Annotated in this window: 23 protein-coding genes; 12 read left to right on the top strand and 11 right to left on the bottom strand. The window is 75.0% G+C overall.

What is annotated here, in order from left to right; all coding sequences use genetic code 11:
- Positions 1-218 precede the first annotated feature (218 nt).
- Both AC068A_RS08780 and AC068A_RS08775 read right to left on the bottom strand, forming a co-directional pair.
- The gene (locus AC068A_RS08780) at positions 219-1601 is read right to left on the bottom strand and encodes an FAD-dependent oxidoreductase (RefSeq protein WP_478582670.1); all 1383 of its coding nucleotides are present in this window, start codon (positions 1599-1601) and stop codon (positions 219-221) included.
- Between the two features lie 75 nt (positions 1602-1676).
- On the bottom strand, positions 1677-2771 hold the full coding sequence (locus AC068A_RS08775) for a DUF4349 domain-containing protein (protein ID WP_478582667.1): 1095 nt from the start codon (positions 2769-2771) through the stop codon (positions 1677-1679).
- A 165-nt stretch (positions 2772-2936) separates the two neighbouring features.
- On the opposite strand from AC068A_RS08775, the gene hemG reads away from it, so the two are divergent.
- Together hemG and hemQ are read left to right on the top strand one after the other, a co-directional pair.
- Positions 2937-4409 carry a protoporphyrinogen oxidase gene (gene hemG / locus AC068A_RS08770; RefSeq protein ID WP_478582806.1) on the top strand — a complete coding sequence of 491 codons (1473 nt, stop codon included), beginning with the start codon at positions 2937-2939 and terminating at the stop codon, positions 4407-4409.
- Between the two features lie 23 nt (positions 4410-4432).
- Positions 4433-5146: a hydrogen peroxide-dependent heme synthase gene (hemQ, locus tag AC068A_RS08765; RefSeq protein ID WP_478582665.1), complete on the top strand. Its 714-nt coding sequence runs from the start codon at positions 4433-4435 to the stop codon at positions 5144-5146.
- Positions 5147-5245: 99 nt separating this feature from the next.
- Here the strand turns inward: hemQ and AC068A_RS08760 are convergent, their stop codons facing one another.
- The 3 genes from AC068A_RS08760 to AC068A_RS08750 all read right to left on the bottom strand — a co-directional run bounded on the left by AC068A_RS08760 (position 5246) and on the right by AC068A_RS08750 (position 9432).
- On the bottom strand, positions 5246-6982 hold the full coding sequence (locus AC068A_RS08760; RefSeq protein WP_478582662.1) for an alpha/beta hydrolase: 1737 nt from the start codon (positions 6980-6982) through the stop codon (positions 5246-5248).
- Positions 6983-7090: 108 nt separating this feature from the next.
- Positions 7091-8149 (bottom strand): TIGR04222 domain-containing membrane protein, encoded by a 1059-nt coding sequence (locus AC068A_RS08755; RefSeq protein WP_478582660.1) that lies wholly within the window; start codon positions 8147-8149, stop codon positions 7091-7093.
- On the bottom strand, positions 8146-9432 hold the full coding sequence (locus AC068A_RS08750; RefSeq protein WP_478582656.1) for an MbnB/TglH/ChrH family RiPP precursor modification enzyme: 1287 nt from the start codon (positions 9430-9432) through the stop codon (positions 8146-8148). The genes AC068A_RS08755 and AC068A_RS08750 overlap by 4 nt, the downstream gene beginning before the upstream one ends.
- 377 nt (positions 9433-9809) lie before the next feature.
- Between AC068A_RS08750 and AC068A_RS08745 the strand changes: the two genes are divergently transcribed.
- Positions 9810-10388 (top strand): HD domain-containing protein, encoded by a 579-nt coding sequence (locus AC068A_RS08745; RefSeq protein WP_478582653.1) that lies wholly within the window; start codon positions 9810-9812, stop codon positions 10386-10388.
- 21 nt (positions 10389-10409) lie between these two features.
- Here AC068A_RS08745 and AC068A_RS08740 read toward each other — a convergent pair whose 3' ends face one another.
- Complete coding sequence (locus AC068A_RS08740; RefSeq protein WP_478582651.1) at positions 10410-11168, bottom strand: aminoacyl-tRNA hydrolase; 759 nt, start codon at positions 11166-11168, stop codon at positions 10410-10412.
- A 71-nt stretch (positions 11169-11239) separates the two neighbouring features.
- Here AC068A_RS08740 and AC068A_RS08735 point away from each other — a divergent pair, with 71 nt between their 5' ends.
- Genes AC068A_RS08735 through AC068A_RS08725 form a run of 3 tightly spaced genes read left to right on the top strand, consistent with a single transcriptional unit; the run spans position 11240 to position 13487 of the window.
- On the top strand, positions 11240-11917 hold the full coding sequence (locus AC068A_RS08735; protein WP_478582648.1) for an AIM24 family protein: 678 nt from the start codon (positions 11240-11242) through the stop codon (positions 11915-11917).
- The gene (locus AC068A_RS08730) at positions 11914-12747 is read left to right on the top strand and encodes an ABC transporter ATP-binding protein (protein ID WP_478582803.1); all 834 of its coding nucleotides are present in this window, start codon (positions 11914-11916) and stop codon (positions 12745-12747) included. The genes AC068A_RS08735 and AC068A_RS08730 overlap by 4 nt, the downstream gene beginning before the upstream one ends.
- Entirely contained in the window at positions 12744-13487 is a 744-nt protein-coding gene (locus tag AC068A_RS08725; protein ID WP_478582646.1) for an ABC transporter, read from the top strand. The genes AC068A_RS08730 and AC068A_RS08725 overlap by 4 nt, the downstream gene beginning before the upstream one ends.
- 133 nt (positions 13488-13620) lie before the next feature.
- On the opposite strand, the gene AC068A_RS08720 is transcribed toward AC068A_RS08725, so the two are convergent.
- The 4 genes from AC068A_RS08720 to zapE all read right to left on the bottom strand — a co-directional run bounded on the left by AC068A_RS08720 (position 13621) and on the right by zapE (position 18016).
- A complete protein-coding gene (locus AC068A_RS08720; RefSeq protein WP_478582643.1) occupies positions 13621-14544 on the bottom strand; it encodes a polysaccharide deacetylase family protein in 924 nt (307 codons plus the stop codon).
- A gap of 190 nt (positions 14545-14734) precedes the next feature.
- The gene (locus AC068A_RS08715; protein ID WP_478582640.1) at positions 14735-16096 is read right to left on the bottom strand and encodes an alkaline phosphatase PhoX; all 1362 of its coding nucleotides are present in this window, start codon (positions 16094-16096) and stop codon (positions 14735-14737) included.
- Between the two features lie 311 nt (positions 16097-16407).
- Positions 16408-16833: an OsmC family protein gene (locus tag AC068A_RS08710; RefSeq protein WP_478582637.1), complete on the bottom strand. Its 426-nt coding sequence runs from the start codon at positions 16831-16833 to the stop codon at positions 16408-16410.
- A 73-nt stretch (positions 16834-16906) separates the two neighbouring features.
- Positions 16907-18016, bottom strand: coding sequence for a cell division protein ZapE (gene zapE / locus AC068A_RS08705; protein WP_478582635.1), 1110 nt, complete (start codon positions 18014-18016; stop codon positions 16907-16909).
- Positions 18017-18052: 36 nt separating this feature from the next.
- Here zapE and AC068A_RS08700 point away from each other — a divergent pair, with 36 nt between their 5' ends.
- The 4 genes from AC068A_RS08700 to msrB all read left to right on the top strand — a co-directional run bounded on the left by AC068A_RS08700 (position 18053) and on the right by msrB (position 21444).
- The gene (locus AC068A_RS08700) at positions 18053-18880 is read left to right on the top strand and encodes a pyrimidine reductase family protein (RefSeq protein WP_478582632.1); all 828 of its coding nucleotides are present in this window, start codon (positions 18053-18055) and stop codon (positions 18878-18880) included.
- Between the two features lie 132 nt (positions 18881-19012).
- Positions 19013-19480, top strand: coding sequence for an indole-3-glycerol phosphate synthase (locus tag AC068A_RS08695; RefSeq protein ID WP_478582629.1), 468 nt, complete (start codon positions 19013-19015; stop codon positions 19478-19480).
- Positions 19481-19594: 114 nt separating this feature from the next.
- Positions 19595-20995, top strand: coding sequence for a UDP-N-acetylmuramate--L-alanine ligase (murC, locus tag AC068A_RS08690; protein WP_478582626.1), 1401 nt, complete (start codon positions 19595-19597; stop codon positions 20993-20995).
- Between the two features lie 41 nt (positions 20996-21036).
- Positions 21037-21444 carry a peptide-methionine (R)-S-oxide reductase MsrB gene (msrB, locus tag AC068A_RS08685; RefSeq protein WP_478582623.1) on the top strand — a complete coding sequence of 136 codons (408 nt, stop codon included), beginning with the start codon at positions 21037-21039 and terminating at the stop codon, positions 21442-21444.
- Here msrB and AC068A_RS08680 read toward each other — a convergent pair.
- Positions 21404-21796, bottom strand: coding sequence for a response regulator transcription factor (locus tag AC068A_RS08680; RefSeq protein WP_478582621.1), 393 nt, complete (start codon positions 21794-21796; stop codon positions 21404-21406). The genes msrB and AC068A_RS08680 overlap by 41 nt on opposite strands.
- Positions 21797-22094: 298 nt before the next feature.
- Here AC068A_RS08680 and AC068A_RS08675 point away from each other — a divergent pair, with 298 nt between their 5' ends.
- Together AC068A_RS08675 and AC068A_RS08670 are read left to right on the top strand one after the other, a co-directional pair.
- Positions 22095-22673 (top strand): hypothetical protein, encoded by a 579-nt coding sequence (locus AC068A_RS08675; protein ID WP_478582618.1) that lies wholly within the window; start codon positions 22095-22097, stop codon positions 22671-22673.
- A 155-nt stretch (positions 22674-22828) separates the two neighbouring features.
- A complete protein-coding gene (locus tag AC068A_RS08670) occupies positions 22829-23467 on the top strand; it encodes a CAP family protein (RefSeq protein ID WP_478582615.1) in 639 nt (212 codons plus the stop codon).
- Positions 23468-23601 lie beyond the last annotated feature (134 nt).

The following is a 23601-nucleotide window of genomic DNA, read 5'->3' as shown; positions in this document are numbered from 1 at the left end:
CGCTGCCGCTGCCGCTGCCGCTGCCGCTGCCGCTGCCGCTGCCGCTGCCGCTGCCGCTGCCGCTGCCGCTGCCGCTGCCGCTGCCGCTGCCGCTGCCGCTGCGCGGAGCCGTTCCCCTCCCCGCCCCTTCCCGAAACTGTGGGCGCCGCCCCCAGACCCCCGCGCCTCAAACGCCGGCGGGGCTGGAATTTCCAGCCCGCGCGGCGCTTGGCGGACCGTCAGAGCCCGGCCGCGCGGACCGCGGAGACGGCCTTGCGGGCGGCCACCAGGACGGGGTCCCAGACCGGGGAGAACGGCGGGGCGTAGCCGAGGTCCAGGGCGACGACCTGTTCCACCGTCATGCCCGCGGTGAGGGCGACCGCCGCGATGTCCACCCGCTTCGCGGAGCCCGCCCCGCCGACGATCTGCACGCCCAGCAGCCGGCCCGTGCGGCGCTCGGCCAGCATCTTGACCGTCATGCCGGCGGCCGTCGGGTAGTAGCCCGCCGTGGTCGTGGAGCTGATCGTCGCCGTCACGAAGCGCAGGCCGGCGTCGAGCGCGTCCCGCTCGCGCAGCCCCGTACGGGCGATCTCCAGGTCGCAGACCTTGCTCACCGCCGTGCCGACCACCCCCGGGAACGTGGCGTAGCCGCCGCCGACGCCGGAGCCGATCACCTGGCCGTGCTTGTTGGCGTGGGTGCCCAGCGGGACGTGCCGGTGGCGGCCCGCCACCAGGTCCAGTACCTCCACGCAGTCGCCCCCGGCCCAGATGTTCTCGTGGCCGCGGACCCGCATCGACAGGTCCGTCAGCAGGCCGCCCGAGGTGCCCAGCGGCAGTCCCGCCGCCCGGGCCAGGGCGGTGCGGGGCTCGACGCCGATGCCGAGGACCACCACGTCCGCCGGGTACTCGTCGCCGGCCGCCGTGGCCACCGCGCGGGCCCGGTCCTCCTCGTCGGTGAGGACCTTCACCACCTCGGCCCCTGCGACCGTGGTGATGCCCATGCGGTTCATGGCGCTGTGCACCAGGCCGCCCATGTCCGGGTCCAGGGTGGCCATGGGCTGGGCGCCGCGGTGCAGGACCGTGACCTCGTAGCCCCGGTGGACCAGGGCCTCCGCCATCTCCACGCCGATGTAGCCCGCGCCGACGACGACCGCCCGGCGGCCCGGTGTGCGCTCCAGGGTGTCCATCAGCCGCTGGCCGTCGTCCAGGGTCTGCACGCCGTGCACGCCGTGCGCCCCGATGCCGGGCAGCCGGGGCCGGACCGGGCGGGCGCCCGTGGCCAGGACGAGCTTGTCGTAGCCCGTCCAGGACTCGGCCCCCGAGTCGAGGTCGCGGGCCCGGACCCGGCTCCCGGCCAGGTCGAGCCCGATGACCTCGGTCCGGGTGCGCAGGTCGATGTGCCGGGCCCGGTGCTCCTCGGGGGTCCGGGCGATCAGGTCGTCGCGCTCGGAGACCCGGCCGCCGATCCAGTACGGGATCCCGCACGCGGAGTACGAGGTGAAGTGCCCGCGCTCGAAGGCGACGATCTCCAGCTCCGCCGGGCCCTTCAGCCGCCGGGCCTGTGACGCGGCGGACATCCCCGCCGCGTCACCGCCGACCACCACGAGTCGTTCCGCCGCCATCGTCCGCACCGTCCTCCACTGCCGTTCCTGGGGAACACGCTACGGGCGTACGGGTGTTCAGTCCGGAATCCGGGGCTATTCCGTCGGGCCCGGGCCCGGGTCCCGGTCCGGGGCGGGGGAGGGGGCAGCGGCCGCATCCGGCTCCGGCTCCGGGCCCGACGGGTGCCTCGGCGCCGGGACCGTGCGGGCGGACCCCGGCGTGGGCCCCGTCCTCGGCTTCGGCGGGCGCAGCCGCCGGTACAGCCGGAACGCCACCACGCCCAGCGCCGCCGTCACCGCGAACGGCAGCACCACGGCCACGGTCAGCACCACGTACCGCAGGACCGTCGTGAAGGCGTTCCAGCCGCCCTCCAGAGCGCCCGCGACGGACGGCGGCGCGTCCTCCGCCTGCGCCGACCCGTCGGCCGCCGGCTCCGAGACCTCCACCGTGATCGTGCCCATCGAGGTCTGGTCCCGCAGCGCGTTCTGCTGGGCCAGCAGCGACTCCAGGTCCGACTGGCGCTTGCTGAGCTCGCCCTCCAGCATGACCACGTCGCCGAGCGCGGTGGCCTTCTCCATCATCTCCCGCACGCGCGCCACGCTCGCCTGCTGCGACTTGACCCGACTGTCGACGTCGGTGACCTTCTCGGTGACGTCCTGCGCCTCCACCTTGCGGTGGAGCAGCTTGCCGCTGCCCTCCAGGGCGCCGAGCACGGAGTCGAACCGGTCCGCGGGCACCCGGAGGGTCAGCGCCGACTTGATCCGGCCGTTCTCGCCGCGCCGGGTGGACTCGTTGCCCACGTACCCGCCCGCGCCCTCCGCCGCCGTACGGGCCGCCGCCAGCACCTTCCGGGCGTCCGCCGTCTCGATGCCGAGGCTCGCGGTCCGGATGACGTGCGGGCGGACCGCCGCCGGCGCCTTCGGGCTCCCGGCCGCGCCCTCCGCCGGCGCCGGGGCGGCCGCCCCCGCTCCCGCCTTGCCCTGGGCGGCCGGGGCCTGCGGGGCCACCGCCGCCTTGTCCGCCGAGGCCTCGCCGGCACGGTCGTTCCCGGCGCCGCACCCGGTGAGCGCGAGCGCGCACGCCAGGCCGAGGCCGGCCAGCGCCGCGGTACCGCGCCCTGCGCGCGAACGGCCTCTGGTGCGAGGGCGGTCGGGGCTGTCCGGACTGTCCGGGCCGTTCCGAGTCTGCACTGCTGTCCCCCCAAGGGTCGGCTGCTGCTGTGCCGTTTCGACGTCCACGGTCGCCCCGCGGGTTTCGCTCCCGCGGTCCCGGGACGGTCCCGATGCGGTCACGGTCCGGCCTCGGTGATCGCCCGTTGCTCGGTCTGAGACGATGTGTCCATGCACGAAGCGGACATGCGTACGGACGCGGCGGACGCAGCGAACCGGACGGATCGGACGGACCAGGCGGTGCCCCGGCCCCGCCACGCCGTCGTCATCGGCGGCGGCATCGCCGGCCTCGCGGCGGCCCACCGGCTGCTCGGCGCGGGCATCGGTGTCACGCTGCTGGAGGCCGGGCCGCGCCTCGGCGGCAAGCTGTACGCCGGCGAGCTCGCCGGCGCCCCCGTCGACCTCGGCGCCGAATCCGTCCTCGCGCGCCGCCCCGAAGCCCTGGAACTCGCCCGGGCCGTCGGCCTCGGCGAGGCGCTCCAGCCGCCGGCCACCACCACCGCCCACCTGTGGACCCGCGGCGCGCTGCGGCCCATGCCCCGCGGGCACGTCATGGGCGTACCCGGCGACCTGGCACCGCTGGCCGCGTCCGGGGTGCTCTCCGCGGAGGGCCTGGCCCGGATCGAGGCCGAACGCGACCTGCCGCCCGCCGAGATCGGCGAGGACGTCGCCGTCGGCGCGTACGTGGCCGCCCGCCTCGGCCGGGAGGTCGTCGACCGGCTCGTCGAGCCCCTCCTCGGCGGGGTCTACGCCGGCGACGCCTACCGCCTCTCGATGCGCGCCGCCGTGCCCCAGCTCTTCGAGGCCGCCCGGACGCACGCCTCGCTCGGCGAGGCCGTACGGGACCTCCAGCGCCGGGCCGCGGAGCAGCCGCAGCAGGCCGGACCCGTCTTCTCCGGCATCGACGGCGGCATCGGGCGGCTCCCGCGGGCCGTCGCCGACGCCTGCCGGGCCGCCGGGGCCCGGATCAGCACCGACACCCCCGTGCGCGAGCTCCGGCGCACCCCCGAGGGCTGGCAGGCCGTCACCGACACCGGCACCGTGGCCGCCGACGCCGTCGTGCTGGCCGTCCCCGCCGAACCCGCCGCCCGGCTGCTGGACGGGCTCGCCCCGGCGGCGGCCGCCGAGCTGCGCACCGTCGAGTACGCGTCGATGGCCCTGGTCACCATGGCGTTCCGGCGTACCGACCTGCCCGCCGTGATCACCGACGGCCGCGCGAGCGGGTTCCTCGTACCGCCCGTCGACCGGCGGACCATCAAGGCGTCCACCTTCTCCAGCAGCAAGTGGTCCTGGGCCGGCGCCGACCCCGACCTCTTCCTGCTGCGCACCTCCGTCGGCCGCCACGCCGACGAGGCCGACCTGGGCCGCGAGGACTCCGAGCTGGTCGACGTCTCGCTGCGGGACCTCGGCGAGGCGGTCGGCCTCGCCGCCCGCCCGGTGGCCTCCACCGTCACCCGCTGGGACGGCGGCCTGCCCCAGTACCCGGTCGGCCACCTCGCCCGGGTGGACCGGATCCGCGCCGCCGTGGCGGCCCTGCCCGGTCTTGCCGTGTGCGGCGCCCTGTACGACGGGGTCGGCATCCCGGCGTGCATCGCGAGCGCCGGGAAGGCCGCCGACGTGGTCATCGCCACGTTGGGGACCCCTGGCACCGACCACTGATCAGCACACGGGACAATGGACACATGACTGCACCAGAGAAGATTCCCAACGCGGGGAAGAAGGCGAAGGACCTCAACGAGGTCATCCGCTACACCCTGTGGTCCGTCTTCAAGCTGAAGGACGTCCTCCCCGAGGACCGCTCCGGCTACGCGGACGAGGTCCAGGAGCTCTTCGACCAGCTGGCCGCCAAGGACATCACCGTCCGCGGCACCTATGACGTCTCCGGTCTGCGCGCGGACGCGGACGTCATGATCTGGTGGCACGCGGAGACGGCCGACGAGCTGCAGACCGCGTACAACCTGTTCCGCCGCACCAGGCTGGGCCGTGCGCTGGAGCCGGTGTGGTCGAACATGGCCCTGCACCGCCCGGCCGAGTTCAACAAGTCGCACATCCCGGCCTTCCTGGCCGACGAGGTCGCCCGCGACTACGTCAGCGTCTACCCCTTCGTGCGCAGCTACGACTGGTACCTGCTGCCCGACGAGGACCGCCGCCGCATGCTCGCCGACCACGGCAAGATGGCCCGCGGCTTCCCGGACGTGCGCGCCAACACGGTCGCCTCCTTCTCGCTGGGCGACTACGAGTGGCTGCTGGCCTTCGAGGCCGACGAGCTGTACCGCATCGTGGACCTCATGCGCCACCTGCGCGCCTCCGAGGCCCGTATGCACGTCCGTGAAGAGGTTCCGTTCTTCACCGGGCGCCGCAAGTCCGTCGCCGATCTGGTGGCCGGGCTCGCCTGAAACCTCCCCAGGGGGGAACGGCCGGTGGACTGACCTCCTCCGGCGGATCGGGAGGCCCTGCCCCCGAAACGACGCAGCCGGAGATCCCGCCCCGGAAGTTCAGACGGCCGGTGGCAGCAGAGCCCTGGGTACCTCGGGTACCTTCCCGGACGCTGCTGCCCGGTTGTCCAGCGACACCGGTGCGGGCTCCGGATGCGGCGCACACCTGACACGCCACCCCGGAGTGGCCCCCGTCAGCAGATACCGCTCCACGTGCCCGTCCACGCACGCGTTGCGCCCGCCGGCCACCCCGTGCGTGCCGGCCCCCGCCTCCGTGACCAGCGAGGCCCGCCGGCCGAGACGCCGCTGGAGCTCCAGCGCCCCCGGGTAGGGGGTCGCCCCGTCCCGCTCCGCCGCGACCACGAGCGTGCCGGGGAGCTCGGCCGGCTGCGCGCCCACCGCCACCGGCTGCTGCCGCTCGCGGACCGGCCAGTACGCGCACGGCAGGTTCAGGAAGGCGTTCGCCCAGGTCTCGAACGGTGCCCGGCGCGCCAGCGCCGTGTTGTCGCGGTCCCAGACCGCCCAGTCGGCGGGCCAGGGCGCGTCGTTGCACAGCACCGCCGTGTACACGGCGCGGGAGTTCTCCCGGGCGGCCGCCGAGCCCGGGTCCGGCCGGGCCTGCTCGGTCAGCGGGCCCGGATCCCCGGCCAGGAAGGCCGACAGTGCCGCCGCCCGCTCCGGCCACACCTCGTCGGAGTAGGCGGCTTGGAGGAACGCCGACTGGAGCTCGCCCGTCCCGACGGCCCCGCCCGCCGGGGCGCGGCCGACCGCGTCCCGCACCCGCTCGTAGCTCGCCTGCACGGCCGCCGGGGTGGTGCCGAGCCCGTACACCGCGTGGTGGCGGGCCGCCCAGGCCCGGAAGTCGTGCCAGCGGCGCTCGAACCCGGCCGCCTGGTCGAGGTTGTTGAGGTACCAGACGCGGTGCGGGTCGGGGTTCACGGCGGAGTCGAGGACCATCCGGCGGACGTGGCCCGGGTGGCGGGTGGCGTACACCGCGCCCAGGTAGGTGCCGTACGAGGCCCCCATGAAGGTCAGCTTCTTCTCGCCGAGCGCGGCCCGCAGCACGTGCAGGTCGCGGACGTTGTCCAGGGTCGAGTAGTACGGCAGTGCCGCCCCCGCCCGCTGCGCGCAGCCGCGGGCGTAGGCCCGGGCGGCGGCGACACGCGCCTGCTTGTCGGCGGGGGAGGGGTCGGCCGGGAGCCGGGTGGGACCCGCCACGGCCGGGGCGGCCGGGTCCTCGCAGGACAGCGGGGCGGTGCCGCCGACGCCGCGCGGGGCGTAGCCGACGAGGTCGTAGGCGGCGCCGATGCGCTCCCATTCGGGCAGGTCGGCGACGAGGGGGAAGAACAGCCCGGAGGCGCCCGGGCCGCCCGGGTTGTACACGAGCGCGCCCTGGCGGGCGGCGCCGCCGTGGCCGGTGGCGGGGACCCTGCTGACGGTGAGCCGGATCTGCGGGCCGTCGGGGCGGGCGTAGTCGAGGGGGACGGTGAGGGTCGCGCACACGACGGGGGAGGGCAGCTCCTCCTCCGCCGGGCAGGGCCCGAACGCCGACCCGCCGCCAGCCCCCGACCGCCCGGCCGACCGCCCGGCCGACGGCCCGGCCGGCTGTCCGGCCAGCTGTCCGGCCAGCCGCCGGGCGACGAGCTCGGCCCCGGCGTCGGCGTCGGCGGCGTCCCGCCGGGCGGCGGGGGTGTCGGCGGGGGCGGCGGGGGCGGCGTGGGCGGGGGACTGACTGCCCAGGGCGGTGAGGCAGAGCAGGGCCGCGGCGGCGTGGCGGCGGTCGAACAGGGTCCTCATGGCAGGCCGCCCTCCATTTCCTCGGATGATCCGATGAGATGCGGCGGGCGGTTGGTTGTACAGGACCCCCGCCGGGTGTCGGCCGCCCGTCGCCCGGTTGAGGGAGCGTCAGGAGCTGCTGCTACTGCTGCAACTGGATCCCGACGAACTGCTGCAGCTGGACCCGCTGGAACAGCTGGAGCCGCTGGAGCTGCCCGAACCGCTGCTGCCGCAACCGGACCCACTGCTGCCGCAGCCGGATCCGCCGCTGCCGCAGCCCGAACCGGATCCGGACCCGCCGGTGTCGCTGCTCGCGCACCAGACGACCGGCACCGCGTCCGGGGCGGACGACCCGCACCCGTCGTCCGCACCGGAGCGGCGGGGGCCGCCGGAGCCGCCGTAGACGGCGTGGCGGGACCGGTGCTGGGCCGCGGCCAGCCGGGTGTCCCGGGCCGCCGGGACCAGCAGGGACCGCAGGTACGGGTCCCGGAGGCCGCGCAGCCCGAACAGGGCGGTCTGCACCTGCGGGCTGCCTTCGCCGCCGTACAGGGCCCGCATCCCGCGCAGGGCCTGCTCCCCGGCCGGGGTGATGCGCCGCTTGGCCCGCGACGCGCACACGGCGCCGACGACGATGCCGCCGATCAGGGCCGGGTACACGGTGACGAAGGACAGCACGTCGGGTACGGGGTCCACCGCCAGCATGAAGAAGGTCCCCGGCAGCGACAGGAACAGCAGGACCGCGCACACGGCCGCCTGGGCCTTGCCCCAGCGCCGCCACCTGTGCCCCCAGCCGGGCGGGGCGAGCAGCCCGCGGTGGGCCAGCGCGTCCCCGGTCTCCTGGACCGCGGGGTCGATCATGGCGGCGTACCGCACCTGGTAGAGCCATCCGGACGGGGCCTGTGCGCAGGCCTGGAGCACGGCGCGCTCGCCCGGGTCGGCGGCCCGGGCCCCGGGCCGGACCTGGACGATGCCGGGCCCGCCCGCGGCCAGCCGGCCGTCGCCGAGGAGCGAGACCAGCGCGGTGTCCACGACCCCGCCCGGCCCGCCCGTGAGGAACGCAGCCTCGGACAGGTCGTGCAGCCGCGGAGCCGGGTCCGCGGTACGGGGCCGGGCGCGCCGCAGCCCGGCCACGAGCAGCAGCGAGGAGACGAGGACGGCGATCCAGACGTCGAGGGCGAGAAAGTTCACGCGGCCCTCCCCAGCAGGGTGCGGGCCCAGCGCACGATGCGCCGCGGCGGCCTCGCCCCCGCCCGGTCCTGCCACCAGGCGGTGAGCCGGCGCCGGGCGGCGGGGTCGGCGGGCAGGTCCCGGATCAGCAGGTCCTCGGCGAAGTCGAGGGCGTCCCGGCGGTACCCGCCGGTCATGGGGCGGGTGCGGGCGTAGGCGAGGAAGGCCTCGCGGAACGGCGCCCGGCCGCCCAGGATCCCGGGCAGCTCGGGGGCGATCTTCGCGACGACGTCGGCCCGCTTCGCGGCCAGGGCGCGCGCCTGCACCCGTACCCGCTGCCGGTCGAAGCCCTCGGGTACGGGCGTCCCGGCGACCAGCGCGGACAGCAGCGCGGCCTGCTCCAATCCGACCCGGGTCCGCGCCGCATCGAGCCCGTCGCCGGAGTCGGCCGGTGCTGCGGCGCGCGGCTCCGGGACGTCCGGCTGCTCCGCGGTCCGGAGGGTGGCACGGATGAGGGCCAGCTCCCCGGCGAGCTCCGCCTCCGCCGGGAAGTCGTCGTCGCGCTCCAGCAGCACCCCGGCGGGGGCCGTCCGCCGGCCCAGCTCGGCCAGGACGTCCAGCACGGCGGGCGGCACCGGGTGCGCGTGCGTGTCGTGCCATACCCCGTCCCGCTCCACGCCCCCGGCGATGTGCACGTACGCCAGCGCCTCCAGCGGAATCGCGTCCAGCACCGCGGCCGGGTCCTCGCCGCGGTTGATCCGGTTCGTGTGCAGGTTGGCGACGTCGATCAGCAGCCGGACCCCGGTCCGCTCGACGAGCTCCGTCAGGAACTGCGCTTCCGTCAGCTCCTCGCCGGGCCACCGGATCAGCGCGGCGATGTTCTCCAGCGCGAGCGGCACCGGCAGGGCGTCCTGCGCGATCCGGACGTTCTCGCACAGCACGTCGAGGGCCTCCCGGGTCCGCTGCACCGGCAGCAGGTGGCCGGCCTCCAGCGCCGGCGAGGAGGTCCGTACGAACGCGATGTGCTCGGTGACCAGCGGCGCCCCGAGGGCCACCGCCCGCTCGGCGAGCGCGGCCAGCTTCTGCGCGTCGGGCCGGTCGGCGCCGCCGAGGCCCAGCGAGACCCCGTGCGGCACGACGCGCACCCCGCGGTCGAGCAGTCGGCGCAGCGGCTCGGGCAGATGGCCGGGGCAGACGTTCTCGGCCACCACCTCGACCCAGTCCAGGCCCGGCAGCCGCTCGATCGCCTCGGCGATCTCCGGCCGCCAGCCGATGCCCACCCCCAGCCGTTCCATGGGCTTCATGTCCCCTTGCCCCCTCTCAGCGGTCCGCGTACGGGCCCGTGTGCCGGTGTCATGACCCCGCCGGAGCAGGGCCAACCACGGAAAGGGGACGTTCAGAGCAACATTTGAGGTTCCGGCCGGCCCCGGTACGAGGCCGCGGGGACGCCCCGACCCCCGAAGAGGCCGGGATCGTGCCTCTCTCAACGTCCATACCCGGTGGGCACTGCTGCTCGCCGCGCGTCCGGGACTCCTGCGCGGCAACTCGGGCGCCGTGCGGGCGCTGCCAGATCAGGTGCCTGTGCTGTTGGATGGCACCCGTGCTCTCGACGCGTGCGCGCCGAGAGCTGGAGGGCACTCGGTACGCGATCCGCCTCGCCGAGGCGTGAGAAGGAGAACCCGTGGCTGACGACCTGTCCGCGGTGGCCCGCTTCCTCTACGAAGCCGGCACGCTCAAGCACACGCGCCGTACGGGCTGGTGGATGGCGGGCGTCAACGACCCCGAGAGCGTGGCCGAGCACTCGTGGCGTACCTCGCTCATCGCGTCCGTCATCGCGAAGCTCGAGGACGCCGACCCGGCCCGGGCGGCGTTCCTGGCCGTCTGGCACGACACCCAGGAGACCCGCACCGGGGATGTCAACCGCCTGGGGAAGAAGTACGCGGCCGGCGCCGACCCGCAGGCCGTCACGGCCGACCAGACCGCAGGCATGCCCGAAGTGCTGGCGTCGGCGATCCGGGACCTGGTCGCCGAGTACGAGGCCCAGGACTCACCCGAGGCGGTCTGCGCGCGCGACGCCGACAAGCTGGAGTGCCTGCTCCAGGGCATCGAGTACAAGGCCCAGGGATACGAGGCCGCGCAGCGGTGGATCGACAACAGCCGCGCCAGGATCACGACGGAGACCGGCAAGCGGCTGGCGGACGAACTGCTCGGCCAGGACACGCTCGACTGGCTGCGGGCAGCCATGGGCGAGAAGGGCTGAGCCGGGGCCGGCATTCGCGGGTCAGCGGCTCGCGAGGCGGGCCCGGAGGGACGGGTGGTCTGCGATGACCGTGGCCGAGCCGGGGGCGATTTCCGTGAAGCCGGCATCCCGGACGAGGGGGAGGCCGCTCCGGGTCAGGGCCGGCCAGTCGGCGCGCGCTGCCGTGCGGACCCGGAGGCGGAAGCCGGAGTCCCGCCAGGCGGTGCGTTCCGGGGCGGTCAACTCCCACCAGGCGAGCTGGGCCGCGTGGCCGGCCTGGGCCATTGCCTTGCCGGCGGACATCTCCAGGTCCGGGTTGAGCCAGAGGACCGGGACCTCCGGCGTGGGCGGGGAGACCGGCTCGGGGTCGTCCAGGTCGGTGCCCGACACCTGGAGCTTGGCCAACTCCTTGGGCCAGCCGTCCAGCGGGATGGGCGGGAAGACCCGTACCTCGGCGGATTCGCCGTGCACCGTGATGCCGGGGAGGGTGCCGGCCTTGCGCCATTCCGCGCCGCGCGCCCGCCGCACCACCTTCCGGATCCGCGCGTCCTGCCAGTCGCGCACGGCCTGGGCCCACTCGCCCTCGCCGTGCGCGCGCTCGTCCGACAGGAGGACCAACACCGCGCGGGCGGCCGTCTCCAACGCGTCCGTACGGGCGGGCGGTTCGGCCTTCTCGATCCGTACGACCAGGGGCAGCACGAACTGAGGGGCGTCGTCGCGGGCGATGCGCCCCTGCCGGAACGGGCTGTCGGCCCCCACGGCGGGTACGTCTGAAGTGTGGTGCGTGTCCTGGCTGCTCATCCTGCCAAGGATGCCAGGCTCCATCTTCAGGAGGATGCCGCGGGGGTGCCGGCCGGGTGAGGATCAGGCCCATGAAGAGCGACCTTTTCTCGTCGGAGAACCTTGCCCAGTCCGCCGCCGCCCCCGGCATGTCCCTGCAGAACGCCAAGTCGGTGAAGTACGCCGTGAACGGCGAGATGCTCGCCCGGCAGGGCTCGATGGTCGCCTTCCGCGGCAACCTCCAGTTCGAGCGCAAGGGCCAGGGCATAGGCGGCATGCTCAAGCGCGCCGTTACCGGCGAGGGCCTGCCGCTGATGACCGTACGCGGCCAGGGCGAGGCCTGGTTCGCCCACCAGGCCGGCAACTGCTTCATCGTCGACTTCGAGCCCGGCGACGCCCTGACCGTCAACGGGCGCAACGTCCTCTGCTTCGACTCCACCCTCGCCTACGAGATCAAGATGGTGAAGGGCGCCGGCATGACCGGCGGTGGCCTCTTCAACAGCGTCTTCACCGGCACCGGCAAGCTCGCCGTGGTCTGCGACGGCAACCCGATCGTCATACCCGTCACCGCGCAGTCCCCGGTGTACGTGGACACGGACGCGGTCGTCGGCTGGAGCGCGCAGCTGGAGACGGGCCTGCACCGCTCCCAGTCCGTCGGCTCCATGCTGCGCGGCGGCTCCGGCGAGGCCGTCCAGCTGAAGCTGTCCGGCGACGGCTTCGTCATCGTCCGGCCCAGCGAGGTCACCGAGGCGACGGCGGCCGCCCACTGAAGCTGACCGGCATCGGCCGCCGCCACGGGCCCCGGCGGCCCTGGGTGCTGCGCGGGGTCTCCCTGGAGCTGGTGCCGGGGACGCTGGTGCGCATCGAGGGCCGCAACGGCGGCGGCAAGTCGACGCTGATGCGGATCATCGCCGGGATCGACGCCCCGACCGAGGGGCGGGTCACCGGCCGCCCGCGCCGTACGGCCTTCGTGCCCGAACGCTTCCCGGCGGCCCTGCCGCTCACCGCCGCGTCCTACCTCGCGCACATGGGCAGGGTGCACGGGCTGCCGCGGGCCGAGGCCGCGCGCCGGGCGGCGTACTGGCTGGAGCGGTTCGGGGCCGGTGCGCATGCCCGGACCCCGCTCGCCGAACTGTCCAAGGGCAGCAGCCAGAAGGTCGCCGTCGCCCAGGCCTTGCTCGCCGAGCCCGGCCTGCTCGTCCTCGACGAGGCCTGGACCGGCCTCGACGCGTCGGCCCGTGCCGAGCTGGACAGGGCTGTCGCCGAGCGGACGGCCGCCGGCGGGGCCGTGGTCTTCGTCGACCACGACCCGGCGCGGCTCGCGGGCGCGCCCGACGCCCGCCACCGGGTGGAGAGGACCGGCCTGGTCCCCGTCCCGGTGGGGGAGGGCGACCCGGCGGTGGAGACCGGGCCCCGGGTACGGATTCGGGCGGCCGGAGCGGCCGGTGCGGTGCCGCCGCCCGGGCTGGCCGCCGCCTCGCCCGCGCCCGACGGCGGCCTGCTGGTCACGGTGCCCGCGGACCGGTCCGACGCCGTGCTGCGCGCCCTGCTCACGGCGACGCCGCCCTGGCACATCCGAGGTGTGGAGGAACTGCTGTGACGACCGGACGCCCCGGAAGCGCCGGACGCCCCGGACGCGCCGGACGCCCCGGACGCGCCGGAAGCCACGGGCTCGCCGCGCTCGCCGGGTTGATCCGCTATCAGAGTGCGCTGCTGCTGCACTCGCAGCGGTGGATCGGGCCACTGCTGCTGTACGCCGCCTTCCTGGCCGCCGGGATCCGGCCCGGTGAGCCGGTGCTCGACTCGCTGGGCTGGGCGGCGGCCGGGCTGGTGCCCGTCGCCGCCTGGCTGGTCCGGGTCTGCGTCACCAACGAGCCCGCCGCCGCGCGCGATTGCGCCGCTGCCGCGGCAGGCCCCGTACGCGTGCACGCGGCGGCCCTGCTCACCGCCCTGGGCGGGGCGCTGCTCGCCGGGGCGGTGGCCACCGCGGTGGTGCTCCTGGTGGGCGGGCGCGCCGGGGTGCCGGCCGGGACGGCCGCGGGTGCGGCGGCCCTGGCGGTGCCGGCCTGCGCACTGGCCGGCACGGCGGTCGGGACGCTGGGCAGCCGGCCGCTGGTGCGCCCGACCGGCTTTGCTGTCCTGGCGGGCGGCCTCGGCTCCCTGGCGGTCCTGGGTCTGTCCGGTTCCCCGGCCCGCGGGGCGGTGACCGCGCTGGTCGCGGGGTCCCGTACGGGCACGGTGGCCACGGCCGGGTTGGCGGTGGCCGCCGCGTCGGCCCTGGTCCTGGCCTGCGGGGCGGGGGCGGTGGCCTGCCTGGCCGCCCGGCGGCGCGGCGGCTGAGCGGCCCGTGTCTCACGCAGGTCACTGACCAGCCAGCCGACGGGCCAGCCGGCCGGTCGGCGGTCGCCCCGCCCCGTTCCGGCATGCCGTGGGCCGGGGCGGCCGGGACCGGAGCCGGCACCGGCGGGTGTGCCTACTTTCCGATGAGGTCGGACACCTTCACGAACCGGTAGCCGCGGTTGCGTAGCTCCGGGACGATCTTCCGGATGGCCTCCTCGGTGACCGGGGCGGCGCTGCGCGTGCAGTGCATGACCACCACCGAGCCCGGCTTCACCCCGGCGATCACCTGCCGGGCCACCGCGTCCGGGTCCTTGGCGAAGGCGTCCCCGCTGACCACGTCCCACTGGACCGCCGTGACCTTGGCGGTGGACAGGGCCCGCAGCGCCCGGTCGTCGTAGCAGCCGCCGGGGAAGCGGAAGTAGGGGACGGTGTTGACGGCGCCCGCCGTGCGGAAGGCGGCGAAGGCCCGGTCCACGTCGGCCCGGGCCGCCGCGGCGTCGAGGGCGGGGAGACCGTAGCAGGGGGACGTGAAGGCGTGGTGGCTGTAGGAGTGGTTCGCGATCTCGAAGTTCGGGTCGGTGCCGATCGCCTTCACCTGGTCGGGGTACTCCTCGGCCCAGCGGCCCGTCATGAAGATCGTGGACGGCACGTTCAGGGCTCGCAGCGTGGAGATCAGCTGGGGGTTGTCGAAGCGCTCCCCGCCGGCCGCGCGCGGCCCCTGGTCCGAGGTCATGTCGGCGTCGAAGGTCAGGGCGACGGTCTTCTCGGTCTGCTGGTTCGCCCGTTCGAAGACCGGGGTCAGGCCGTTCGGGCCGGGCGGCAGGGTCGGGACCTTGCCGGGGCCGGGAGCGGCGGACGGGGCTGAAGGTGCGGACGGGGCCGACGGGGAAGAACGGGGGGAGGACGCCGCCGGCGCGGGGGCGGCAGGGGTGCCCGGACGGGCCTGCCCGCCCGCGCCGGAGGCGGGGGTGTCACCGCCTCCGCAGCCGGCGAGGGTGGTGCAGAGCGCGGCACCGAGGGCGGCCGTGGCCACCGCATTGCGCACAGAAAGGGTCACGCACGCAAAATATATGACGATCTGATTGGCGAATGTTCGCGGCGCGGGGCCGGGCAGGCCAATCCCCCGTCCGGCGCGAGACGCGCCGTCGGAGGCGGGGGATCGGAAGGTCTACCCGGCCCGCCCCCCGCCCCGGTCCGCCCTGCCTCGCCGCCCTGCCCCGACCGGCCGGCGGCCGGACCGGAACAGGTCAGTGCCAGGGGCCGGTCACGGCGAAGGTGGTCCCCGGGATGTAGGCGTTGACGTACATGGTGTGCCCGTCCGGGGAGAAGGTCACCCCGGCGAACTCGCCGAACTCCGGGGCCCCGGGCCCGCCGGTGTCGTCGGCGTTGCGGGCCACCGGGTAGACCTCGCCGCCCGGGGTGACCCCGAAGACGTACTGGGCGCCGCCGCCGTCCTCGCACACCATCAGACCGCCGTCGGGGGCCAGCCAGATGTTGTCGGGGGAGTCGCCCGGCAGCCGGATGTCGGAGGCCGGCCCGAAGACCACCTCCAGCCGGACCACGCCCCGCCGCGGGTCGTGGAACCACACCTGGCCGTGGTGGTCGGCCGCGGCCCCCTCGCTGCTGCGGGCGTAGCTGGAGACGAAGTGGACGCCGCCGTTGCCCCAGTAGCAGCCCTCCAGCTTCTGGGCGTGGGTGATGCCGCCCGGCCCGAAGTCCTGGAACCGGATCGGGGTGCCGGCCGCCGAGGGGTCGGGTACGGGGACCCACTCCGCCGGGAACTCGGCGCCGGGCTCGGTGACGACGGACAGGTCGGGCACCCCCGGCACGCGCAGCGCCTGGAGGTGCCCGCCGGCCCGCAGGGAGCCGGGGCCGCCGAGCGGCCGCGCGGGCAGGAAGCGGAAGAAGAGCCCGAACGGCTCGACGAACGCGTCCTCGGTCTCGTAGACGGTGCCGCGGTACGGGTCCACGGCGACGGCCTCGTGCGCGAAGCGGCCCAGGGCGGTCAGCGGGACGGCACCGGAGCGGCGCGGGTCGGCGGGGTCGACCTCGAAGACGTAGCCGTGGTCCCGGGTGTAGCCGGAGGTGCCCGCCCGGTCCTCGGTCTCCTCGCAGCTCAGCCAGGTGTTCCAAGGGGTGCGGCCGCCCGCGCAGTTGACGGCGGTGCCGGCGAGGGCGACACGCTCGGCGGTGACCCGGCCGGCCGGGTCGAGGCCGAGGAGGGTGCAGCCGCCGAGGGCGGCGGGATCGTAGGTCAGGCCGTCGACGGCGGGGACGCGCAACGTGGCCGTGGTCCGGTTCTCGTGGTTGCGGACGAGCCGGACCCCGCCGTCGGCGCCAACTGCGAAGGCGGCCATGCCGTCGCAGTTGGCGGGCACGGTGCCCTCGCCGGAGCGCAGCGGGGCGCCGGCCCGGGACAGGATGCGGTACGTGAACCCGGCGGGCAGGTCGAGCAGCCCGTCCGGGTCGGGCAGGAGGGGGCCGTACCCGGCCCGGGCCCGGGCGGCGGCGCGCGGGTCGGCGGCGTGGAGCGCGCCGAGGCTCCCGGCGAGGGTGATGCCGATGCCGGTGCCGGCGGCGGCGAGCAGACTGCGGCGGGAGAGGGACATGGAGGTTCCCCGGGACGAGGGCGGCGGTCGACCGGCCCGTGGTACCACGCCCGCCGGCCCGCCCCCGCGTACCCCGCCCGCCCCCTCACCCCACCGGCCGCCCGAAATCGCCGGCCGTACCCGGAAACGGGAACGCAGGGCGTAACCGTCCGAGCCGCTTGGCCCTGGCGGACCACGGCCGGCCGCCCCGTCTGCCCGTCACATACGACGGGCAGACGGGGCGTCCGGTGGCCCGGGGCTTCGGATCCCGAGGCGGGGCGGGCCGGGCCCTCGGGCCCGCGGCGGGGCGGGCCCGGGGCGTTGCCGGGAAATCAGGCGAGGGTGGCGCTCAGGGTGATGGTCGTGCCCGTCAGGGCCTGGCTGACCGGGCAGTTCTTCTTGGCGTCCTCGGCCGCGGCCTGGAAGCCCGCCTCGTCCAGTCCGGGAACCTCGCCCTCCACCGTCAGGTGGATGCCGGTGATGCCCTCGCCCGGCTGGAAGGTGACGTCCGCCTTCGTCTCCAGGCGGGTCGGCGGCGTGCCCTTGCCGGCCAGGCCGTGGGACAGGGCCATCGAGAAGCAGCTGGAGTGCGCGGCCGCGATCAGCTCTTCCGGGCTGGTCTTGCCGTTCGCCGCCTCCGCGCGGGACGGCCAGGAGACGTCGTACGACCCGATGCCCGAGGAGTCGAGGGTGACGACACCCTTGCCCTCCAGCAGGTTGCCTTCCCAGACGGTGTGTGCGTGACGGGTGGTGGCCATGTTCGCTGATGTCCCTTCGCAGGAAAGTGGGTAACGGCCGGTCCGCCCGAGAAGCGGCCCGGCGCCCCCAAACCTACTGGGACACCAGGGGTTTCGCGTCGCGCGCCAGGGCCGTGAGCCGGGATATGGCGCGGAAGTACTTCTTGCGGTAGCCGCCGTTCAGCATGTCGTCACTGAACAGCCTGTCGAACGGGACACCCGAGGCGAGCACCGGTATCTCGCGGTCGTACAGCCGGTCCGCGAGCACGACGAGCCGCAGGGCCGTCGACTGGTCCGGCACGGGGACCACGTCGGTGAGGCAGACCGCGGTCATGCCCTCGGTGAGGGCGCCGTACCGGCTCGGGTGCACCTTGGCCAGGTGGTCGAGGAGGCCGGGGAAGTCGTCCAGGCTCGCGCCCTCGGTGGCGTACGCGGCCTTCGCCACCTGCTCGTCCGAGAACGGCGCCGGGGCCTCCGGCAGCCCGCGGTGGCGGTAGTCCTGCCCGTCGATGCGCAGCGGCCGGAAGTGGGCCGAGAGCCCCTGGATCTCACGCAGGAAGTCCGCGGCCGCGAACCGGCCCTCGCCGAGCTTGCCGGGCAGCGTGTTGGAGGTGGCGGCCAGCGCCACGCCCCGCTCGACGAGCCGGCTGAGCAGCGAGGAGACGAGGACGGTGTCGCCCGGGTCGTCCAGCTCGAACTCGTCGATGCACAGCAGCCGGTGTCCGCCGAGGGTGTCCACGGTCTGCTGGAAGCCGAGGGCGCCGACCAGGTTGGTCAGCTCCACGAAGGTGCCGAAGGCCTTCAGTGCGGGCTCGGCCGGGGTGGCGTGCCACAGGGAGGCCAGCAGGTGGGTCTTGCCGACGCCGTAGCCGCCGTCCAGGTACACCCCGCGCGGGGCGGCGGGGGCCGTGCTCTTCGGGGCGCGGGAGAACCAGCGCCGCTTGCCGGCGCCGGTGGCGTGCGCGCCGCCCAGCCCGGCGGCGAAGCCGCTGAGGGTGGTGACCGCCTCGGCCTGGCTCGGCTGGGTGGGGTCCGGCACGTACGTGTCGAAGCGCACCGAGTCGAACCGCGGCGGGGGCACCATCTCGGCCACCAGCCGTTCGGCGGGCACCCGGGGCTCGCGGGCGCACAGGGACTGCGGGCCCGCGTCGGCTATCGGGGGTCGCCCGTGGGTGGAACCGGAGGCGGAGAGTGATGTTGGCACAGCTCCTCACTCTACGCGGCGTGGCACACTGCACCGATGCGACGCCTGTTCCCTGTGACCGATCAGACATCCCGCCCCGCGGACCGGCCCGGTGGGCGTCCCGCGGACCGGCCCGCAGGCCGTCCCGCGGGCTCCGAAGACCGGGAGTGGTCGCTGGACGAGCTGGCCGAGGCCTACGCGTACCCCGAGATCGGGCCGGACGGCCACTGGCTGCGGGCGAACATGGTGTCGACCCTGGACGGCGCCGCCCAGCACGAGGGCCGCTCGCAGCCGATCTCCGGCGAGACCGACATGCGGATCTTCGGCACCCTGCGGGCGCTGGCCGACGTGGTGATCGCCGGCGCGGAAACGGTTCGCCAGGAGGGCTACCGCCCGGCCCGGGCCCGGGAGGCCTTCGCGGCCCGCCGTGCGGCCGCCGGGCAGGGCCCCGCGCCCGCCATCGCCGTCGTCACGGCCGGTGCGGACCTGGACTTCTCGCTGCCCCTGTTCACCTCCCCGCTGGTGCCGACCCTGCTCGTCACCGGCGCCGGCGCCCCGGTCGGCAAGATGGCCGAGGCGGCCGGGGCCGGGGTCGAGATCGTCGTGGCCGGGGACGGCACCGCCGTGGACCCGGCCCGCGCGGTGCGGGAGCTCGCCGCCCGCGGGCTGCGCCGCCAGCTCACCGAGGGCGGGCCCCGGCTGCTGGGCCAGTTCGTCTCCGCCGGCGTGCTCGACGAGCTGTGCCTGACGATCTCCCCGACGCTCACGGCGGGTGACGCCCAGCGCATCGCGGGAGGGCCCGCGGTGGCCGTGCCGCACCGGCTCGCACCGGTCTCCGTGCTGGAGGAGGCCGGGTTCCTCTTCACGCGCTACCGTCGGATCTGACAAAAGCGGAATTCCTCGTTCCGCTCGGCTTCCGTTGGGCACATATATCTGCGCACGCTCTGCGAGAGCGGGGCAGGATGGTTTCCGCAGGGCGCGGCCGCCCGGTCGCGGCCCATGGAGGTGAGGGCGTCCGTGTTCACGAGCGTTTTGATGATCGAGCAGCCGCTGACCGCCGTCGACGCGGACTTCGTCACCACCCTGCACGGGGACGACCCGGTCTCCTTCGTCGTGCTCATGCAGCCCAGGGGCGACCAGGACCGGCTGCTGCGCGCCATCGACGACGTCGCCCTCGGCGAGCTGCCGGAGGCGCTCCGCGAGGCCGACGTACCCGAGGGCGACGCCGCGCTCGGCCCCGCCGAGCAGGCCCTCGCCCACTCCATCGAGGTCCTGCGCAGGAAGGGCGCCCGGGCCGACGGGCAGATCGTCCAGCAGCATCCCCTCGACACACTGCGCGAGGTCGTCGAGGCCTCGAACGCCGACGAGGTGATCGTTCTGACCGCCCCGCACTTCGTCGAGGAGTTCTTCCACCGGGACTGGGCCTCCCGCGCCCGGCACAAGGTCGGGGTTCCGGTGCTCAAGCTCTTCGCCCACAACGAATAGGCTGGCGTCCGACACACCCGTCGAGCCCGTCGGGCCGACCCGCACCGCGGGCCGCCGGCGCGCGCCCGGCACCCACCGACGTACCGCCCGACCCGCACCTTGGGGAGCCCCGATATGACGCCGCCGCCCGGCCTGCCGAACGCCATGGAACGCCCGCACTTCATCGGCATCGGCGGCGCCGGGATGTCCGGCATCGCGAAGATCCTCGCCCAGCGCGGCGCCCGGGTCGCCGGCAGCGACGCCCGTGACTCCGAGACCGCCCAGGCGCTGCGCGCCCACGGCGCCACGGTCCACATCGGGCACGCCGCCGGCCACCTCGCCGACGACGCCACCTGCGTGGTCGTCTCCAGCGCGATCCGCGCCGACAACCCCGAGCTGGCCCGCGCCGCCGAGCTCGGCATCCCGGTCGTGCACCGCTCCGACGCCCTCGCCGCCCTGATGGACGGCCTCCGGCCGATCGCCGTCGCCGGCACCCACGGCAAGACCACCACCACCTCGATGCTGGCGGTGTCCCTGTCCGCGCTCGGCCTGGACCCCTCGTACGCCATCGGCGGCGACCTCGACGCCCCGGGCTCCAACGCCCACCACGGCACGGGCGACATCTTCGTGGCCGAGGCGGACGAGAGCGACCGAAGCTTCCACAAGTACGCCCCGCAGGTCGCGATCATCCTGAACGCGGAGCTCGACCACCACGCGAACTACGCGTCGATGGACGAGATCTACGAGTCCTTCGAGACCTTCGTCGGCAAGATCGTCCCCGGCGGCACCCTGGTCGTCCCCTTCGCCGAGCCCGGCGCCGCCGAGATCGCCGGCCGCGTCAGCGGCAACCCCCGGCTGACGGTCACCACGTACGGCGAGGACGAGGGCGCCGACATCCAGATCCGGAAGATCACCCCCCGCGGTCTGACCAGCGAGGTCTCGGTCCTGATCGACGGCCGCGAGATCGTCTTCACCGTCTCCGTGCCCGGCCGCCACTACGCGCACAACGCCGTCGCCGCCCTCGCCGCCGGCCGCGCCCTCGGGATCCCGGTCGAGGACCTCGCCGCCGCGCTCGGCAAGTACACCGGCGTCAAGCGCCGCCTCCAGCTCAAGGGCGAGGCCGGCGGCGTGCAGGTCATCGACTCCTACGCCCACCACCCCACCGAGATGACCGCCGACCTGGAGGCCATCCGCGGCGCCGCCGGGGACTCCCGCATCCTGGTCGTCTTCCAGCCGCACCTGTTCTCCCGCACCCAGGAGCTGGGCAAGGAGATGGGCGACGCCCTCGCCCTCGCCGACGCCTCCGTCGTCCTCGACATCTACCCGGCCCGCGAGGACCCGGTCCCGGGGGTCACCAGCGAGATCATCATCTCGGCGGCGCGCGCGGCGGGAGCCGACGTGACCCCCGAGCACGACAAGGCCGCCGTCGCCGAGGTCATTGCGGGAATGGCGAAGCCGGGCGATCTCGTTCTCACGATGGGCGCGGGAGACGTCACGGACCTGGGTCCGGCGATCCTCGCCCGCCTCTCGGGCTGACGGGCCGGAGACGAGGGACAGGGAGAGGGAGCGGAAGAGCCATGGCGTACGAGGTCGAGAAGACGGACGAGCAGTGGCAGGCGGAGCTGACGCCGTCCGAGTACCAGGTACTGCGGCTGGCGGGCACCGAGCCCGCGTTCCGCGGTGAGTACACCGACACCAAGACGCCCGGCATCTACAGCTGCCGCGGCTGCGGCGCCGAGCTCTTCCGCTCCACCGAGAAGTTCGAGTCGCACTGCGGCTGGCCGTCCTTCTACGACCCGAAGGACTCGGACGCGGTCGAGCTGCGGGCGGACACCTCGCACGGCATGGTCCGCACGGAGGTCCTCTGCGCCCGCTGCGGCTCCCACCTCGGGCACGTGTTCGAGGGTGAGGGCTACCCGACCCCCACGGACCAGCGCTACTGCATCAACTCGATCGCTCTGCGGCTGGCTCCGGACGAGGGCTGACGCCCTCTGCCCCCGGCCCCGCCCCGGCCCCCGGCCCCGCCCCGGCCCCCGGCCCCGGCCCGGCCCCCGGCCCCCTGCCCCGGCAGGGTCGGATCAGGCGGTGGCGGACGGCGCAGGCCACCTCGTGGGCGCGGTTGCGGGCCTGGAGGCGGCCCATCAGCTCGTAGATCACGTTCTTGACGGTGTGCTCCGAGCAGGACAGGGTGCGGGCGATCACGGCGTTGCCGTGGCCTTCCGCCATCAGGGTGAGCACCGCCGTCTGGCGGGCCGTGAGCCGCGGCGCGTCCCCGGGCAGCGCCAGCGGGGCCACCCCGGCCGGCCGCTCCCGCCAGTAGCCGGGCAGCCGCTCCATGCGGGCCCGTCCAGCCGCTCGGCCTCGGCGCGGGCGACGTCGGCGCACGGGAGGGCGGGGGCGGCCACGGCCTCGCCGCGGTAGCCGTCGTCCGGTTCGCCGAGCAGCACGTCCGGCCGCCCGCGGAGGCGGCGGGGTGTCCCGGAACCGCCGTCCCGCCCCCCGGCCAACGGGCAACGGGCCGGTGCGGAACGGCAGTTCGTCACGGAGGGTGAATGCATTGGCCATGGCCGGCTCGTAGACTGGCCGGTACCGGGGGAGGAACGGGTCCCGGGCCGTTCGGCGCACGACACGCGCCGTGCAGCACACGACACGCCACGACACGCCACGAGGTGAACGACCCATCCTGTACTTAATCATTGCCTGCGACGTGCTCTTCTGGGTCCTGCTGGCGGCCGGACTCGCCGCCCGCTACGCCAAGGGATGGAAACTCCTCGGCGGCGTGCTCCTGCTGTGCGTCCCCCTGATCGACGTCGTGCTGCTGGCGGCCACCGTCCTCAGCCTGCGGGACGGGGCCGAGGCGAGCATCTGGCACGGGCTCTCCGCCGCCTACCTGGGCTTCACCGTGGCCTTCGGGCACGACACCCTGCGCTGGGCCGACGCCAGGTTCGCCCGGCGGTTCGGCGGAGCCCCCGAGACACCGCGGCCGGTCCTGTACGGCCGGGCCCGCGTCCGCCAGGAGTGGCGCTCCTGGCTCCGCTTCCTGCTGGCGTACGCGGTCGGCTGCGCGCTGCTGCTCGGCATGGTGTGGCTCGTCGGCGGCCTGGAGCGCGGCTCCCTCCTCCTCGTCTGGCTGAACCCGCTCACCAAGATCCTGCTGTACAGCCTCGTCTGGCCGGTCATCGTGACGATCCGGCCCGGCCGCGCCCCGGCCTGACCCCCCGTCGGCCGGCTTCGTCCGCCACGTCGGCCCTCCTCCACCGGCCCTCGTCCGCCAGGCCGTGTCGTTCGGATCACCTCCGGACCGAAGGAAGATGTGTTGCGGTCTGCCGTCCGGCCCGTTGGCGTCCTCGACCGTGACGAGAAGGCCTGGTGATCGTTTCTTCCGGCGTGAAGGCAACCAAGCACGTTCTCGTCACCGCTGTTCTCGCCGGCGCGGCAATCATGGCCGCTCCGGCCCTCGCCGGCGCGGCTGCGCCCGCACCGGCACTGCAGGCAGCGGACAAGCGTCCACCTCTGCCCGACGCCACGGACGAGGCGTTCAACCAGGAATGCCTCGCCGCGCACAACTCCTACCGCGCCCGGCACGGCGCCCCGCGGTTGACCCTGGACGATGCCGCCATCGCGCACGCCGTGCAACGCGCCCAGGTCGCCTCAACGCAGGACGGGCTCTCGACGCCGGGGCCGGGCTCGAAGGGCTACGGAGAGAACCGCTACTGGTTCGCCACGCACGAGAACGAGCCCGCGACGTGCGAAGAGGCGGTGCGGCTCTGGTACGAGACCCGCTGGACGGGCGGCTACGACTGGGACCGGCCCGGATACTCGCCCGACACCGGCTCCTTCACGCAGGTCGTGTGGAAGTCCAGCGACGTCCTCGGCTGCGGCCGGGCCGCGGGCCGACCGCCCGGCGAGGAGTCGTTCCAGACGTACATCGTCTGCAGTTACGGCCCGGCGGGGAACGTCGCCGGCAGGTTCCGGGACAACGTCGGGGCACCGATGGATGACGATTGAGGCCCTGGCCGGGCGCTTCTTCGAGATCGGCGTGCTGCCGCACCGCCCTCGTACCGGACGTACTCGGGCGAGAGAAGCCCGGCCCGCCGCAGCCCCGGATCGCCGACCCGCTCCAGCCAGGCCCGCAGATCGCG

The sequence above is a fragment of the Streptomyces sp. NPDC043854 genome (assembly GCF_056436005.1).
This window is presented reverse-complemented; position numbering and strand designations above follow the sequence as displayed.